At 71.2% G+C, this 15,468-nt stretch carries 14 protein-coding genes; 7 read left to right on the top strand and 7 right to left on the bottom strand.

Going from position 1 to position 15,468, the window contains the following annotated elements; translation table 11 throughout:
• Positions 1-24: 24 nt before the first annotated feature.
• From WMF27_RS46760 to WMF27_RS46735, 6 genes are all read right to left on the bottom strand, one after another.
• Positions 25-609 (bottom strand): Uma2 family endonuclease, encoded by a 585-nt coding sequence (locus tag WMF27_RS46760; protein ID WP_437762389.1) that lies wholly within the window; start codon positions 607-609, stop codon positions 25-27.
• A 77-nt stretch (positions 610-686) separates the two neighbouring features.
• Positions 687-2,540 carry a DUF2330 domain-containing protein gene (locus WMF27_RS46755; RefSeq protein WP_437762390.1) on the bottom strand — a complete coding sequence of 618 codons (1,854 nt, stop codon included), beginning with the start codon at positions 2,538-2,540 and terminating at the stop codon, positions 687-689.
• 137 nt (positions 2,541-2,677) lie between these two features.
• Complete coding sequence (locus WMF27_RS46750; protein ID WP_437762391.1) at positions 2,678-3,763, bottom strand: ABC transporter ATP-binding protein; 1,086 nt, start codon at positions 3,761-3,763, stop codon at positions 2,678-2,680.
• Between the two features lie 127 nt (positions 3,764-3,890).
• Complete coding sequence (locus WMF27_RS46745; RefSeq protein ID WP_437762392.1) at positions 3,891-4,769, bottom strand: ABC transporter permease; 879 nt, start codon at positions 4,767-4,769, stop codon at positions 3,891-3,893.
• 13 nt (positions 4,770-4,782) lie between these two features.
• Positions 4,783-5,877 carry a polyamine ABC transporter substrate-binding protein gene (locus tag WMF27_RS46740; protein ID WP_437762393.1) on the bottom strand — a complete coding sequence of 365 codons (1,095 nt, stop codon included), beginning with the start codon at positions 5,875-5,877 and terminating at the stop codon, positions 4,783-4,785.
• A 72-nt stretch (positions 5,878-5,949) separates the two neighbouring features.
• A complete protein-coding gene (locus WMF27_RS46735) occupies positions 5,950-6,795 on the bottom strand; it encodes an ABC transporter permease (protein WP_437762394.1) in 846 nt (281 codons plus the stop codon).
• Positions 6,796-7,139: 344 nt separating this feature from the next.
• Between WMF27_RS46735 and WMF27_RS46730 the strand changes: the two genes are divergently transcribed.
• The 7 genes from WMF27_RS46730 to xylB all read left to right on the top strand — a co-directional run bounded on the left by WMF27_RS46730 (position 7,140) and on the right by xylB (position 13,581).
• Complete coding sequence (locus WMF27_RS46730; RefSeq protein ID WP_437762395.1) at positions 7,140-7,589, top strand: DUF2203 domain-containing protein; 450 nt, start codon at positions 7,140-7,142, stop codon at positions 7,587-7,589.
• An 11-nt stretch (positions 7,590-7,600) separates the two neighbouring features.
• A complete protein-coding gene (gene folE, locus WMF27_RS46725) occupies positions 7,601-8,176 on the top strand; it encodes a GTP cyclohydrolase I (RefSeq protein WP_437762396.1) in 576 nt (191 codons plus the stop codon).
• Positions 8,173-8,859 (top strand): SDR family NAD(P)-dependent oxidoreductase, encoded by a 687-nt coding sequence (locus WMF27_RS46720; protein WP_437762397.1) that lies wholly within the window; start codon positions 8,173-8,175, stop codon positions 8,857-8,859. The genes folE and WMF27_RS46720 overlap by 4 nt, the downstream gene beginning before the upstream one ends.
• Before the next feature lie 123 nt (positions 8,860-8,982).
• Positions 8,983-9,648, top strand: coding sequence for an LON peptidase substrate-binding domain-containing protein (locus WMF27_RS46715; protein ID WP_437762398.1), 666 nt, complete (start codon positions 8,983-8,985; stop codon positions 9,646-9,648).
• Between the two features lie 113 nt (positions 9,649-9,761).
• Positions 9,762-10,760, top strand: a complete 999-nt coding sequence (locus WMF27_RS46710; RefSeq protein WP_437762399.1) for a hypothetical protein — start codon at positions 9,762-9,764, stop codon at positions 10,758-10,760.
• Between the two features lie 151 nt (positions 10,761-10,911).
• Entirely contained in the window at positions 10,912-11,922 is a 1,011-nt protein-coding gene (locus WMF27_RS46705; RefSeq protein ID WP_437762400.1) for a zinc-dependent alcohol dehydrogenase family protein, read from the top strand.
• 102 nt (positions 11,923-12,024) lie between these two features.
• The gene (gene xylB, locus WMF27_RS46700; protein WP_437762401.1) at positions 12,025-13,581 is read left to right on the top strand and encodes a xylulokinase; all 1,557 of its coding nucleotides are present in this window, start codon (positions 12,025-12,027) and stop codon (positions 13,579-13,581) included.
• 403 nt (positions 13,582-13,984) lie between these two features.
• Here the strand turns inward: xylB and WMF27_RS46695 are convergent, their stop codons facing one another.
• Positions 13,985-15,304, bottom strand: coding sequence for a DNRLRE domain-containing protein (locus WMF27_RS46695; protein ID WP_437762402.1), 1,320 nt, complete (start codon positions 15,302-15,304; stop codon positions 13,985-13,987).
• Positions 15,305-15,468 lie beyond the last annotated feature (164 nt).

Below are 15,468 nucleotides of genomic sequence, written 5' to 3'. Positions count from 1 at the left end.
GGCTCTCCGTGGAACGACGGCCGCTCAGACCGCCGCGGAGGCCTCGAGCGCGCCCCGGTACACCTCGTCCACATCGAGCAGGGCGTCGATCGACGCGAGCCGCGCGCGCTCGCCGGGCCCGGCCTCGTAGAGCGTCCACGTGCCGTCCTCGTTGCGCCGGAAGACCTCGATCCTCCGGTGCGCCTGGGAGACCAGGACGTACTCCTTCAGCGAGGGGATCCGGCGGTAGTGCGCGAACTTCTCTCCCCGATCGTACGCCTCCGAGGCGTCCGACAGCACCTCGACAAGCACCAGCGGGTTGACCACGGCGTCCTTGTCCTCGGGATCACGCGCGATCGGGCCGCAGACGACGCTCACGTCGGGGTAGGTGGCGAGGCCCGTGGCGCGCACGCGCACGCGGAGGTCGGACGAGAACACCTCGCAGGGGCGCCGGCCGAGCTGCGCGCCGAGCGCCACGGTCACCCGCGCCGCGAGCCGCGCGTGCTCCGGCGTGCCGCCGGCCATGTCGAAGACCTCGCCGCCGAGGAACTCGTGCCTGGTCGGGCTCGCCCGCTCCTGCTCGAGGTACTCGGCGTAGGTGAAGGAGAGCCGGCGGGCGGGCGCGTTCACGTCATGACCTCGCCCGGGAGTATGCCACGGGAACCGCCCCCCCGGTGCGCCCCCCTCCCGGAGCGCCGCCGCGCGGCCTACCGCCCGCCGCGCGAGCCGCCCTTCCGCGGCCGGCTCGCGCGGCGGAGGGGCGCGATCAGCGCGAACATCCCGAGCGCCATCACCGACAGCTTCGGCCCGCGCTTCTTCCGGGCGCTCGACTTCCGCTCGCCCGCGATCGAGCAGTCCTCCGACTCGGCGGAGTCGTCGGTGTCCCCGCTGCAGCCGTCGTCCTCCGCGTAGTACTCGTCCTCGGACTCGCTCGTGTCCCCGCTGCAGCCGTCGTCCTCCTCCGCGTAGTACTCGTCCTCGGACTCGCTCGTGTCTCCGCTGCAGCCGTCGTCCTCCGCGTAGTACTCGTCCTCGGACTCGCTCGTGTCCCCGCTGCAGCCGTCGTCCTCCGCGTAGTACTCGTCGTCGTCGGCGTCCTGCGGTTCGACGTCGTCCACGACCACCGTATCGGCGGTCCCGGAGCAGCCGCAGCCCACGTCGGCGGCCGGCTCGTCGTAGTCATCGTCCGGCGGCGGGTTGCCGACGCCCGACGAGCCGCTGGCCGGGCCAAATCCGCCGCTGCCCGGCCCGCCGCCCAGGCCGTCGGGCCCGCCCACGCCCGACGAGCCGCCCGCGCCGCCCTCGCCGGAGCACTCGTCCACGAGGACGCGCCCGGCCCGCACGACGGGCGAGATCGCGGCGCCCTCCCCGAAGGTCAGCGGCCAGTCGGCCCCGGGCTGCCCGGCCGCGAGCCGGAGCGAGACGCGGGTCAGCCACACGGACGACGGCGCGAGCCCGGAGAGCCCGACCGCGAGATCGTCGGCCGCCGGACCGCAGCGCAGGAGGTCGGGATCGGTCTCGTCCCTCCGGGGCGCCTCCGCGCAGTCCAGCGCGCCGTCGACCACGCCGTGCGCGGCGCGCGGGCAGCTCGCGGCGACCTGGAGGCTCGACTCCAGCGCGGCCGCGGCGACCGCGGCGCACGTGCCCGGCGCATCGCCGATGTCGCCGTACGCGCTCGCGCGCGCGAAATACGCCTCGATCACGCTGTCCACGCTGTCGCTGCCCAGGGAGATGCGGCGGCTCAGCGCCTCGTGGCCTGCGCCCTCGACGAGCGCCCCGTGGAGCCCCGCCTGGCCGAGGGCCCCGGCGCGGAGCTCCGCATAATCGCTGCGCTGCGCGCTCGCGTCCCAGCGCAGCGAGGCCGGCGGGAGCGTCACCGGCGCCGCGCCCGAGAGCGCGCCCCGGCCGTCGCCGAGCAGCCACGCCGTCACCTGCACGTCGCCTGCGCCGGCCCCGGCCAGCGACAGCGGGAGGATCGGCTCGCCGCCGCCCATGGCGATGCGCAGCGTCCTCGTGACCGCCGCGCCGCCGGGCGCGTCGAAGCGGGCCGCCGCGAACCGCATCCCTTGCAGACCCCCGAGCTGCGCGGCCGCCTCGGAGGACAGCGCGAGCCCGGCCGACGCCGCCCAGCGCGCGACGGCGTCGGCGTCCTCGAGCACCGTCACCTCGACCGGCTCGAGCGTGGCCTCGTGGGCGAGCCGCCCGACCGTCTCGAAGGGGTTCGGCGCGCCCGCCTCCCCCGGGCAGTACGGGTCGACGCCCTGGGGCGGGAGCACCCGGGGCGCCGTCGCCGCCTCGAGCGCCTCGAACCACGCGTCCGAGCTCGTGTCGAGCGCGGCGAGCGGCGGCACCGGAACGACGAGGGCCACCGGCCCGCTCGCGCCCTGGAACCGCAGGCTCGTCCAGAGCGTCGTGCGCTCCGGCCCGGCCGCGACGGCGACACGCTGCTCGACCGACGCCTGTCCGGCGCCGGGCAGCCACGCCCCCGCGGCGAGGGCGTCGCCGGAGAGCGAGAGAAGGACCGAGGAAGAAAGAGCGACCGCAAGCGACCGTCGGGGCATGCGAGGCCGATTGGCAAGCAGCATGCCCCGCAGAGTACGCCTTGTTCGAGGCCGACTTCCACGCGGCCGCGTCCGGATGAGAACGGTGGTTCACGACGCCCCGGCGCCACACGGGCGCGACGGCCGGCCGGCGAGGATCACCCCTCGTGGACGATCACGATGTCGTCGGGGTGGAGGTGGCAGAACACCCGGTCTCCGACGTGCAGCGCCGCCTGGCCGGAGCTCTCGTTGGCGACCACCGCCGTGAGCGCGAGGCCGGCGTCGGTCCGGAGGCGCAGCTGGTCGGTGGCGCCCTTGAACAGCTCGTCCTCGACGCGCGCCTCGAAGCGGTTCTCCGGCGCGCCCTGCGGCTCCCTGCGGAGCGCGATCTTCTCCGGCCGGATGGAGACAAGGGTGCTCCCGGCCCCGCCCGCCAGGTGCTCGGCGTTGACGAGGAGCTCGAGCCCCCCGTCGAGCTGGACCCGCGCCCGCTCGCCGCTCCGCGAGAGGACGGTCGCGCGGAGGATGTTCGCCTGGCCGATGAAGCTCGCGACGAACGTCGTCTTGGGGCGGTGGTAGATCTGCGATGCGTCGCCGAGCTGCTCGATCCGGCCCTTGTTGATCACGGCGATGCGGTCGCTCATGGTGAGCGCCTCTTCCTGGTCGTGGGTCACGAACACGAAGGTGATCCCCAGCTGCTTTTGCAGCGCCTTGAGCTCCACCTGCATGGCGTGCCGGAGCTTCGCGTCCAGCGCCGAGAGGGGCTCGTCGAGCAGCAGGACCTTCGGGCGGCACACGATGGCCCGCGCGAGCGCGACCCGCTGCCGCTGCCCGCCGGACAGCTGCGACGGCTTGCGCTGCTCCATGCCCCCGAGCGACACCAGCGCGACCGCGGCCCGGACCCGCTCGTCGATCTCCGCCCGGGGCACCTTCTTCATGCGCAGCCCGAAGCCGATGTTCTCCTGCACGGTCATGTGAGGGAACAGCGCGTAGCTCTGGAACACCTGGTTCACGTCCCGGCGGTACGGCGGCTCGTGCGTGACGTCCTTCCCCTCCAGCAAGACGGCGCCGCTCGACGGCGTCTCGAAGCCCGAGATCATCCGGAGCAGCGTCGTCTTGCCGCACCCCGAGGGGCCGAGGAGGGTGATGAACTCGCCCGCCCTGATCTGGAGGTCGACCTCGCTCACGGCGTGGAAGGCGCCGAATCGCTTGGTGACCGCGCGGAGCTCGACCATCACATCCATCGATTCACCTCGGAGGGCCGGCAAAGCGCGCGGGGGAGGCGGAAGAGGCGGAAGAGGCGGAAGAGGCGGAAGAGGCGGAAGAGGCGTAGACGAGCGGCGCTGCGTCCCCCCGCGCGACGGCGCCGCATCAGGCCTCCGGCTCCTTGCGCAGGCCGAGCAGGAAGAAGAGCGAGAACAGGAGCAGGAGCGCCATGCCGAGCGCGGCGCCGAAGGGCCAGTCGCGCGCCTGACCGAACTGGTTCTGGATGACGTTGCCGATCATCGGCACGCGCGATCCCCCCATGAGATCCGTGATCGCGAACATCCCGAGCGCCGGGATGAACACGAGCAGGACGCCCGCGAGGATGCCCGGGCGGGTGAGCGGAATGATGACGTGCGAGAACGCGGACACGGGCCCCGCGCCGAGATCGAACGCCGCCTCGATCAGGGCGTTGTCGAGCTTCTCGACGCTCCCGTAGATGGGCAGGATCATGAACGGCAAATACGAGTAGACGAGGCCGATGACCACCGCCGTCGGCGTGTACATGATGTCGAGGGGGGTCGAGATGATCCGCAGGTAAAGGAGCAGCCCGTTGAGGAGCCCCTCCGACTTGAGGATCGACATCCACGCATAGGTCCGGATGAGGAAGCTCGTCCAGAACGGCACCATCACCAGCATGAGCAGCCGGTTCCGGACGCCCTCCCCCGCCCGCCCGATGAAGTACGCCACCGGATAGCCCGCGACGAGGCAGATCGCGGTGGTGATGGCGGCGTACTTGATCGAGCTCAGCAGGATCTTGAGGTAGGTCGGGTCGAAGACCCGGGCGTAGCTCGACAGCGAGAGCTCGAAGACCACCTGCCCGAGCTCGTCCCGCTCGCAGAAGCTGTAGACGAGCATGATCGCGGTGGGCGCCACGACGAAGGCGAAGAGCCAGAGCAAGAGCGGGGCGAGCAGCAGCCACCCGCGGACGCCCGGCCTCCGCCGGGCGCCCTGGAGCTCGACGACCTGCCCGGTGGCCGTGTTCATGACGCCCCGCCGCTCACTGCGACGCCTTGAGGTCGGTCACCAGCTTGTCCACGTCCGCGGCCACCTTGCCGATGTCGTGGAACGTCTCCATCCCCGCGAGCGGCGGGTAGCTCGCCGGGTTCGCGAGCTGCTCCGGCGTGAGCAGCTTGCGCGCCTCCGCGTTCGGGTTCGTGTAAGGGAACTTGTCCGAGATGAGCTTGCTGACCTCGGGGCGGAGGATGTAGTTCATGAACATCTCCGCGCCGATCTTGTTCTGGGCGCTGTCGGGGATCACCAGGCTGTCGATCGCCTTGTGCGTCCCCTCGAGCGGCAGGACGAACTGGAACTTGTCCTTGTCCTCCTGGTAGAGCAGGGCCGCCTCCCCGCTCCAGACGACGCCGATGTCGACGTCGCCGTTGAGCAGCGCCGTCTTCGGGCTGTCGGAGTCGAACACCTTCACGAGCTTGATCCACTCCGCCAGGGTCGGCTTGATCTTCGCGAGGCTCTCCGGCGTCACGTCGTTGACGTTCATCCCCATCGTCACCATGACCCAGGAGACCATCTCCCGGTTGTCGTTCAGGGCCACGATGCGCCCCTTGTACTTCGGCTGGAACACGTCCTTGAAGCCCTTCACGGGCTCCTTCACCTTCTGGGTGTTGACGACGATGCCCACGACGGTGGCCATCCACGGGACCGAGTACTTGAGCTCCGGGTCGTGCGGCTGGTTCCTGAACGCGGGCGCGATGTTCTTCAGGTTCGGGATGCGCGATGGATCGAGCAGCTGCAGCTTCTTCTGCCGGATGAGCGCCTCGACCGCGTACTCCGACGGCTGGATGAGGTCGTACCGGGTGCTCCCCGCGAGGAGCTTCGACAGCATCTCCTCGTTCGAGGCGAAGGTCTCGTAGTTGACCTTGATCCCCGTCTCCTTCGTGAAGCCGTCCAGGACCTCCTGCGGGACGTACTCGGACCACCCGAAGAGGTTGAGCTCGTCGCCGGGCTTCGGCTCGGGCGCCGCGGCGCTCCCCGAGCCAGCCGCCTGCTGCGGCGCCGGGCTCTCCTTCTTCCCGCAGCCGAGGAGGCAGAGGAGCGGGACGAACATCAGTATCAAGAGCGCTGAGATGCGTTTCATTGGCCTTTTCCTTGTCTCGCCTGCGCCGGCGCAGGCCCCCGCGTTCGCGCCGCGCGCCGCTCCCCTTCAGCTTCAGCTCTCGTCGGGGAGCCGCCTCGCGGTGCCCTTCAGCGACTCGGCGATCACGACGAGCATCGCAGTCGCTACGATGAACACCGTCGAGATCGTGTTCAGCATCGGGTTCAGACCGACCTTCGCCATGCCGAACACCTTGATCGGCAAGGTCTCGGACTTGGGCCCGCGGGTGAAGTAGGTGACGATGAGCTCGTCCATCGACAGCGTGAACGACATCAGCGCACCGGAGATGATCGCGGGCAGAAGGTAAGGCACCATGATCAGGAAGAACGCCTTGAGCGGCGTCGCCCCGAGGTCCAGGGCGGCCTCCTCGAGCGACGGGTCGAGCCCCGCGAGCCGCGCCTGGACGGCGATCAGCACGAACGGGAAACAGAAGGTGACGTGCGAGATGACGACCGTCGTGAAGCCGAGATCGAGCTCCACCGTCTTGAAGAAGATGAGCAGGCTGATCCCCATGATGATCTCCGGGATGATCATGGGAATGAAGATGAGCGTCGTGATCGACCGGAGCGCGGGGAACCTGTACCGGTAGAGCAGGAAGGCGCCCGCCGTGCCGAGGGCGACCGAGAACGCCGTCGTGATCGCGGCGATGATCACGCTGTTGCTCAGCGACTCGATGAGCGGCGACCGCCGCTCGTCGCCCAGGTGGGCGACGAGCTCATCGAAGAGCTGCCGATACCATTTGAAGGTGAACCCCTCCCACACCACGCTCATCCGCGAGTCGTTGAACGAGTAAGCGACGAGGAGCAGGATCGGCAGATACAGGTAGAGGAGGACGAGCCCGCTCCAGCCGCCAAGGAGCCAATTCGACAGCTTGATGCCCGACATCGTCCGGAGTCGCATGCGGCGGCCTCGCGATCCGACAGGATCGCCGCGCGAGCTTATCGCTTGCAGAACGCCGCGCGCAACACATTGCCGAGTGGAGAGGAAGGGCGCGACGCACGTGATCGCGGCCACGCCGGCTGTCGTTCGCGAGGACGCGCCGGCGCCGGCCGCACGCCCGCGCGCAGACCTCACGCCCCCCCGAGCGCCCCCCCGAGCGCGCCCTCGCGCGCGCTGCATGCGGAGCGCGCGCTGCATGCGGCGGGCGCGGCGGCTCCTTCCGTAGAAGCCCTTGACACCGCACTCTCCTCCGCTTACCGGCCCTGCATGACCGGGTCGTCGCGCCGCCCTTCAGGTGAGGTCCCGTGAGCACCTCCCGCATCTGGACGATCGAAGAAGCGAACGCGCTCGTCCCGCGGCTCTCGTCGATGATCGGCCGGCAGCTCGCCCTGGCGAGCGACGTCGAGCGCTGCTGGCAGGAGCTCGTGCAGGCCGTGCAGCGCCCGGCCGCGACGCCGGATCAGCTCATCGAGATGGCGCGCAACGGCAGCGAGCAGGCGCGGGCCCGCGAGCGCGAGCTCTCCGAGAAGATCGCCGCGTACGAGTCCGGGTGGCAGGAGATCGAGGAGCTCGGGGTCGTCGTGAAGGACCAGCGGATCGGCCTCTGCGACTTCTACGGGCGCCTCGACGGCGCCCTCGTCTGGCTCTGCTGGCGCTACGGCGAGCCGGCCGTGGAGCACTACCACGGGCTCGAGGCCGGCTACGCCGGGCGCAGGCCGATCACCGCCGAGAGGCGCCGGCAGCTGCTCAACTGACGAGGCCCGCGGTGATCGATCGGAAGAGAGCGGCGTGGGCGATCGAGGAGTTCCTCCGCGCCCTCGGGCGCGACGTCGAGGGGGACCTCGCGGGCACGGGCGAGCGGGTCGCCGACGCGTGGGCCGACGACCTCATCGAAGGCGAGGCCATCGACGCGGCCGCGGTGCTCCGCGAGGGCGCCATGGAGACAGGCCCCTTCGAGCGCGGCCTCGTCGTCGCCCGCGACCTCGCCGTGACCACGATGTGCCCGCACCACCTGCTGCCGGGGCACGGCACCGGCACCATCATCTACCTGCCGGGCGCGCGGGTCGCCGGCATCGGCACGCTCGCGCACGTCCTCGACGCGCTCGCGCGGCGGCTGACCCTGCAGGAGCGCATCGGCGGGCAGCTCGTCGAGCTCCTGGTCCGCGAGCTCGGCGCGCGCGGCGCGCTGTGCAAGCTCACGCTGACGCACACGTGCCTCATCGCCCGCGGCGAGCGCAAGGCGGGCGCCCTCATCGAGACCCTCGCCGTCGCCGGCGAGCTCGCCGAGCCGGGCCCCGAGCGCGATCTCGCCCTCGCCGCGCTCTCCGGGGGGAGGGCGTGACCGACGTCGCGGTCGTCACCGGGCCGGGCCGCGGCATCGGCCGGGCGACGGCGCTCGCGCTCGCGCGCCGCGGCCTCTCCATCGCGCTGCTCGGCCCGCCGAGCCCGCGCCTCGACGAGGTCACCGACGAGGTCCGCCGCCTCGACGTCGCCGCGCTCCCGGTCCCCTGCGACGTCGCCTCCGAGGAGCAGGTGGCGCGCGCCTCCGCCGAGGTGGTGGCGTGGCTCGGCGCGCCCCGCGTCGTCGTGAACAACGCCGGCATCGTGAGCCGCGGCGCGAAGGTCCACGAGACCGCGCCCGCCGCCTGGGACGAGGTGATCGCGGTCAACCTCCGCGGCCCCTTCCTCATCTCGCGCGCGTTCCTCCCGGCCATGCTGAAGGAGGGGCGCGGCCGCCTCGTCCACGTCGGCAGCATCTCCTCGACCCTCGCGTGCCCCGGCAACGCCTCGTACGCCGCGTCCAAGTGGGGCCTCATCGGCCTCTCGAAGAGCCTGGCCGAGGAGCTGCGCGGGACGGGGCTCCAGTCCGTCGCGGTGCTCCCCGGCTCGGTCGACACCGACATGCTCGTCGGGAGCGGGTTCCCCGCGCAGATGAGCGCCGACGAGGTCGCGCGGCTCCTCGTGTACGCCGCGCTCGACGCCCCCGACGCCGTCACCGGCTCGGCCATCGAGATGTTCGGCTGACGGCGCGCCGCGCGCGCCTCCGCGAAACGCGGGAACGCGCGAAGGGGACGGCGGACCGCCGAGCCCGAGTGCATGTGCGTGGCGCCGCCACACCCGACCCCCCCGCGTGCTACCCTGCGGCCCGTGGACACGACGCCTCCGCGCCCGGGCGACCTCAGTGCGGCCTTGCCCGAGCTGCCGCTGTTCCCGCTGCCGCAGACGGTGCTCTTCCCCGGCGCCCTGCTGCCGCTCCACATCTTCGAGCCGCGCTACCGGGCGCTCGTGCGCGACGCCCTCGGGACGCACCGCATCCTCTCCGTCGTCCTCATCACGGACCCCCGCGCGATCGACGCGCACGGCCACCCGGCCATCGCGCAGGTGGCCGGCGCCGGCGAGATCATCGATCACGCCGAGCTGCCCGGGGGCCGCTACAACATCATGCTGCGGGGCCGCGCCCGGGTCCGCCTGGCGGAACGCCCGTTCGTGCCGCCGTACCGCACGGCCGCGGCGACGGTCCTCGAGGACGAGCCCGGGGAGGTCTCGGCCCAGGATCACGCCGCGCTCATCTCCACCGCGGCCTCGTTCGCGGCGCTCGTCCGGGATCGGGACAGCAATTTCGAGTTCCGGCTGCCGCGCGACGCGGCCACGTCGCTCGTCGCGGATCTCTGCGCCCACCACCTCATCCTCGACGCGCGGGAGCGGCAGGCGGCGCTGGAGACCCTCGACGTCGTCGCGCGGGTGCGCCGCGTGACCGAGGCGCTCGCGCTCCAGCAGCTCGCGCTCGCCTCGGCGACGCGCGACGTCAACTGAGACCCGAAGCGCCGGCCTGCCCGCATGGGCCGGCGCGGCGCACCTGAACACGGGTCCAGAAGAGGCTCCGGGGCGGATGCGGTCGTCCCAAGATCGAGTAGGCTGCGCCGCCTATGGCGACCTCTCGTTCAACGGAACCCTCGGCCCCGATCATCGTCAAGCACCCGGGGTGTCCCCAATGGGGACTCGGATACCTCGTCGAGGAGCGCGACGAAAAGCGCTTCTACGATTTCGAGGATGGCCTCAATCACTCCATCGCCAAGGCTTTCTGGTCGAAGCTCGAGCCGGTGCAGCTCGGCGACGACGAGGCGAGCGCGCTCGAGGCCAGGATCCGCGGTCTCCGTGACCGGCCGTCGGCCGCCGCCAAGAAGCAGCGCGCCCGCGTCGTCGCGCCGCCGGTCACGAGCTTCGACGAGCAGGTCGCGAGCTTCGAGTCGCAGTTCGAGGGGGGGTTCGGGGGTCCGCAGTTCATCGCCGAGGAACGAGGCGCCGCCGGGGGCGTGGGGGCCGAGGGCCCGGCGAGCGGGGCGAAGAAGAAGAGCAAGGCCTTCAAGCAGGGCGCCATCGAGACAGCGCGCGCGCTCCTCGCCAAGGGCGAGCTCGAGGCGCTGCTCGCGGCGGGCAACCTGAACGATTTCATGGAGCGGATCACCAAGGTCCACAAGGCAGCGACCGGCCTCCTGCACCCCCTCGGCGATCTCATCCCCTTCAACAAGATGCCGGCCGAGCACCACCGCGCCTACGCCGAGGCGGTCGTGGATCTCCTCTATGGCCCGGGCGACTACGCCGCGCGCTTCGACCGGCTGGCCGGCGTGCTCGCCGCGGCCAAGGTCGTCACGTGGCCGCTCGTCACGATCCTCGGCGCGCTCGTCTACCCGGGCGAGCACGTCTTCGTGAAGCCCTCCTTCTACGAGAAGCAGGCCGCCGTGCTCGGCTTCGATCTCGCCTACGATCGCGCGCCGAGCGCCGAGGGGTATGCCCGGATGCAATCGCTGGCGCGCGAGCTCGAGCGGCGCCTGCGCGAGCGCGGCCTCGCCCCGCGCGATCTGATGGACGTCTACGCGTTCCTCTGGCGCACGATCTCCCCGTCCAAGCCGGCCACGAAGTCCTGACATCCCGCGTCAGGCCGCCCTGCGCGACGTCGTGCGACGCTGCGCGGGGCGGTCCCCGGCGCCGCGAGGCGGCGCGGGGGCGGCCGGCGGCCCTCGACCCTCGACGCGCGGCGCTGGCCCGCTTATGCGACCTTCCCAAGGAGGGTCTCGCATGAAGGCTGCCGTGCTCGAAGCCGTGAAGAAGATCGCCGTTCGCCATGACGTCGCCCCGCCTCGGATCGGCCCGCGCGACGTCCTCGTCCGCGCGAAGGCGTGCGGCATCTGCGGGACCGACGTGCACATCTGGGAGGGCGATTTCTTCCCGACCTTCCCGCTGATCCCCGGGCACGAGCTCGCCGGCGAGGTGGCGGCGGTGGGCGACGAGGTCGAGGGTCTCCGGCCCGGCGATCGGGTGATGGTCGACCCGACGGTGACCTGCGAAGAGTGCCACTTCTGCATGATCAACCGGCAGAACCACTGCCTGAAGTGGAATGCGGTGGGCGTGACGCGCGACGGCGGCTTCGCCGAGCTCGTCCGGGTCCCCGCGAAGAACTGTTATCGCTTCGAGCGCGTCTCGTTCAGCGAGGCCGCCTTCTGCGAGCCGCTCGCGTGCGTCGTCTTCGGGCAGGATCGCGCGCGCATCGAGATCGGCTCGGAGGTCCTCGTCCTCGGCGCCGGCCCGATCGGCCAGCTCCACCTCCAGGCGAGCCTCGCGAACGGCGCCGCCGCGGTCACCGTGGTCGACGTCGTCGAGTCGAAGCTCGACCTCGCCCGCCAGCACGGCGCGACCGAGGTGGTGCTCGCCGACAACGCGCTCCAGGCGAAGCTCAAGAAGATCGCGCCCTACGGCTTCGACGTCGTCATCGACGCGACGGGCATCGCCCGGGTGCTCGGCGACTCGGTCCAGTACGTCAAGAACGGCGGCCGGTACCTCGTGTTCGGCGTGTGCGGGCCGCAGGACAAGGTCGAGATCTCGCCGTTCGAGATCTACCGGCGCGATCTCGAGATCATCGGCAGCTTCGCGATCAGGCGGACGTACGACCGGGCATTCAAGCTGATGGAGCGCGGCGCGATCGACGTGAGGAAGCTCCTCTCGGAGGCGATGCCGGTCGAGGAGCTCCCGCGCGGCCTCGAGATGATGAAGAAGGGCACCGCGCCCATGAAGCTCCAGGTCGTGTTCTAGCCGCGCGGCCTGCGCGCTCACAAATCTTAGGATTTTCTCGATTAGTTAAGAGTCGTTACGAAGATCACCGAAGTAGACGAAACTGCAAAAAGGACGCTTTCCATGGCCATCGTGATCGGAATCGACGTCGGGACCAGCGGCCTCAAGGCCATCGCAGTCGAAACGGAGCGCGGCGCGGCGGTCGCGTCGGCGCACCGCGAATACCCGCTCTCCACGCCGCACGCCGGGTGGGCCGAGCAGGATCCCGAGGACTTCGCCGCGGCGGCGCTGAGCGCCCTCGGCGAGCTCGCCCGCGCCCTCGGCCCGCGCCGCGACGACGTGCGCGCGATCGGGCTGACGGGGCAGATGCACTCGGCGGTCTTGCTGGACGAGGCGCAGGCGGTCATCCGGCCTGCGATCCTGTGGTGCGACACGCGCACCACGGCCGAGTGCGAGGCCATCCGCGCGAACCCGAAGGTCGGCGACGCGGGGCTCGCGCGCCTGGTCGGCAACCGCGCGCTCGAGGGGTTCACGCTGCCGAAGCTGCTCTGGCTGCGGGCGAACGAGCCCGAGGCGTTCGCCCGCGTCCGCGCGGTGCTCATGCCGAAGGATTTCGTCGGCTTGAAGCTGACGGGCGAGCTCGGGACGGACGACAGCGACGCGAGCGGCACGCTGGCGTTCTCGCCCGGGGATCGCTCGTTCAGCGCCGAGCTCCTCTCGGCGGTCGGCGTCCCGCGCGCGGTGTTCCCGCGGTCGGCGCCCTCGAACGCGCCGCTCGGCCAGCTGAAGGCCGAGGTCGCGGCCGCGACGGGGCTGCCGGCGGGCATCCCCGTCGTGCGGGGCGCCGCGGACAACGCGGCGGGCGCGGTGGGGCTCGGCATCGTGCGCCCCGGCCGGGCGATGGCCTCGGTCGGCACGAGCGGCGTGATCCTGGCGCACACCGACTCGTGGATCGTGGAGCCCGAGATGCGGCTCCACAGCTTCTGTCACGCGGTCCCGGGCCGCTTCTACCTGATGGGGGTGATGCTCGCCGCCGGCGGCGCGCTCCGCTGGTACCGCGACGTCCTCGGCGACGGGGAGCGCATGGCGGCCGAGCTCCGCAAGGTCGATCCGTACGAGATCATCTCGGACACGGCGTCGACGGCGCGCCCGGGCGCGGGCGGCGTCGTCTTCCTGCCGTACCTGATGGGCGAGCGCACGCCGCACAACGACGCGGCGGCGCGCGGCGCGTTCGTGGGGCTGAGCGCCCGCACGACGAAGGCCGATCTCTCGCGCGCGGTGCTGGAGGGCATCACGTTCGGGCTCGCGGACTCGCTGGACCTGATGCGCGGCGTGGGGCAGACGAACGGCGCGTCGGCGGTCTCGATCGACGAGATCCGCCTGACCGGCGGCGGGGCGCGCAGCCCGTTCTGGCGCCAGCTGATGGCCGACGTCTTCGAGGCGCCGGTGGCGATCACGACGTCGACCGAGGGCCCGGCCTACGGCGCGGCGCTGCTCGGCGCGGCGGGCGCGGGGCTGTTCGCGTCGGTCGAGGAGGCCGCGGACGCGTTCGTCCATGTCGTGTCCCGGGTCGCGCCGGACGCGGCGCGCTCGGCGCGGTACCGGGAGATCCACGCGGTGTACCGGGGGCTCTACAACGACCTGCGCGGGCGGTTCCGGGAGCTCGGGCGGCTGGCGTGATGGGGTGATGGGAGCCGGGCGGCTACGGTGGGCGTGAGGGCTTGCCGGGTCGCCCGGCGCCCGGAGAGGGGGTTCTCCGCGCGGGGTGGGGGCCCCGCCGAACTCGCCTGAGTCATCCCTCCTCCGGCGGAGCCGGAGGAGGGATGACTCAGGCTCAAACATCGGCCCATCCCCCACCCCGCGCGGAGAACCCCCTCTCCGGGCGCCTACCGCTCACTTGATTCACCCGCCAGACAGACATCGGCCCATCCCCCACCCCGCGCGGAGAACCCCCTCTCCGGGCGCCTACCGCTCACTTGATTCACCCGCCAGACAAACATCGCTCACTTGATTCACCCGCCAGACAGACATCGGCCCATCCCCCACCCCGCGCGGTGCTGGGACGAGCTCGGATGACGCGGGATCAAGGCGCCTTCGGCAGATAGCAGAGGTGCATCCACGGTTGCTGATTCGATGGGAGATCGCTGGCGAAGAGCCGGATCTGCTCGCCGTCGTCCGAGCGGAGCAGGATGCCGTAATTCTCCGTCTTGCCGCGAAGCCAATCCAGGACGAGACTGGTCACGTCGAACGAGAGGCGGCCACCCTCCTTTACAATGGCCTTCACGTTGCCGGTGACCGCGACCGGAATGGGATCGAACCAATCCCCTGCGAAGGAAGCCCAGGATTCGCTCTCGTCCCAGTCCCTCACCACGCGGTGCACGGAGATCGCTGCCGGCCCGCTCGTGGTCGCCACCCCCAGCCCGACGCGCGCCGTGAGGAGCGTCGCCCGCCGGGGGACCGAGGCGAGATCGAAGCGGAGCAGGGCGCGGCGGACCGCATCGGTGCCACGCGGCGTCCCCACGAGGAGATCGACGCGCTCGCCGAAGCTCTGATCGGGCTGGTCGCTCGCGATGTACGTATCGCGGACCTGGCCGGGAGTGACGCCGCCGCGCATGATCAGGCGTTCCTCGAGCGTGGATTCCTTGCCAGCGAGCACCTTCTCCACGAACTCGTCGCGGACGCCAGCAAAGGCCACGCGCGCGAGCGCACCCGAGGCGTCGCAGAAATTGGATCTGGCGACGAATGAGCTCACGCCCGCGACGACCTCGACGCCATTCTGCACGATCAGCGCTGGACCGCCGCTGTCGCCGTAGCACACGCCGCCTTGTGCGTTCGTCTGATCGACCACGATCGTGAGCGGCTCGACCTCGCTGACGCGCGCTTCGACCCGCCGGCGAATGGAGTTCTGCACCGGGGTGCCGCCGTACCCCACGACGGTCAATGCGCTTCCGACCGTCACATCGTCCGGCGCCGACGCAAGCGGGATCGGCGTGACATCGAGATCGTCCGCGCCGCTGGCCGTCACGACGCAGACATCATAGTCGTGGTTGAACGGGTTGTAACAGGGGTGGAGCTTGACCGAATCATCATCGACATCGAGCGTCATCGACGGATCCAAGAAGTCGGGGCCGATCAGGACCTTCTTGGGAGGGGGGAAGCAGCAGTGCGCGGCGGTGAGCACGTAGACCTTGTCGCCATCGGCGCTCCGGCGAACGATGGTGCCGCTGCAGCCTCGGTCGAGGGACACCACCGCCGTGTGCGTGCTGTCCGCCCGGGCGTCGGCGCCGACGATCGCTGGCCGCTCCTCCCCGCTCTCCTCGCGTGCGCCGTTCTCGGTCGGTTGCGCGCAGGCTGACAGCAAGAGCGCGGAGATGACCAGCTGGGCCACCGTGAGAGTTCTCATGATTCGACCTCCCCCCAGACCACCGAACACTCGGCCGGCGCGCGCGACGCCATCACGCGTTCCCGACCGTTCCCGACGTGCATCCGTCCGAGAGGAATCTTGCTGGCGGTCCGGGCGCTGTCAATCGATCGAGCAGCGCATCCGCGCTCGCACCGCAGCCCGCG

Origin of the sequence: Sorangium sp. So ce281 (genome assembly GCF_051527395.1) — a bacterium.
Taxonomy (GTDB): domain Bacteria; phylum Myxococcota_A; class Polyangia; order Polyangiales; family Polyangiaceae; genus Sorangium; species Sorangium cellulosum_B.
The sequence above is the reverse complement of the archived record's forward strand: the minus strand, read 5'-3'. Positions and strand labels throughout refer to the sequence as shown.

Bases quoted from the DNA above. Each gene is read 5' to 3' on its own strand.
- WMF27_RS46755 (WP_437762390.1), bottom strand. From the start codon at position 2,540: ATGCCCCGACGGTCGCTTGCGGTCGCTCTTTCTTCCTCGGTCCTTCTC.
- WMF27_RS46750 (WP_437762391.1), bottom strand. From the start codon at position 3,763: ATGGATGTGATGGTCGAGCTCCGCGCGGTCACCAAGCGATTCGGCGCC.
- WMF27_RS46745 (WP_437762392.1), bottom strand. From the start codon at position 4,769: ATGAACACGGCCACCGGGCAGGTCGTCGAGCTCCAGGGCGCCCGGCGG.
- WMF27_RS46740 (WP_437762393.1), bottom strand. From the start codon at position 5,877: ATGAAACGCATCTCAGCGCTCTTGATACTGATGTTCGTCCCGCTCCTC.
- WMF27_RS46735 (WP_437762394.1), bottom strand. From the start codon at position 6,795: ATGCGACTCCGGACGATGTCGGGCATCAAGCTGTCGAATTGGCTCCTT.
- WMF27_RS46710 (WP_437762399.1), top strand. From the start codon at position 9,762: ATGGCGACCTCTCGTTCAACGGAACCCTCGGCCCCGATCATCGTCAAG.
- WMF27_RS46705 (WP_437762400.1), top strand. From the start codon at position 10,912: ATGAAGGCTGCCGTGCTCGAAGCCGTGAAGAAGATCGCCGTTCGCCAT.
- xylB (WP_437762401.1), top strand. From the start codon at position 12,025: ATGGCCATCGTGATCGGAATCGACGTCGGGACCAGCGGCCTCAAGGCC.
- WMF27_RS46695 (WP_437762402.1), bottom strand. From the start codon at position 15,304: ATGAGAACTCTCACGGTGGCCCAGCTGGTCATCTCCGCGCTCTTGCTG.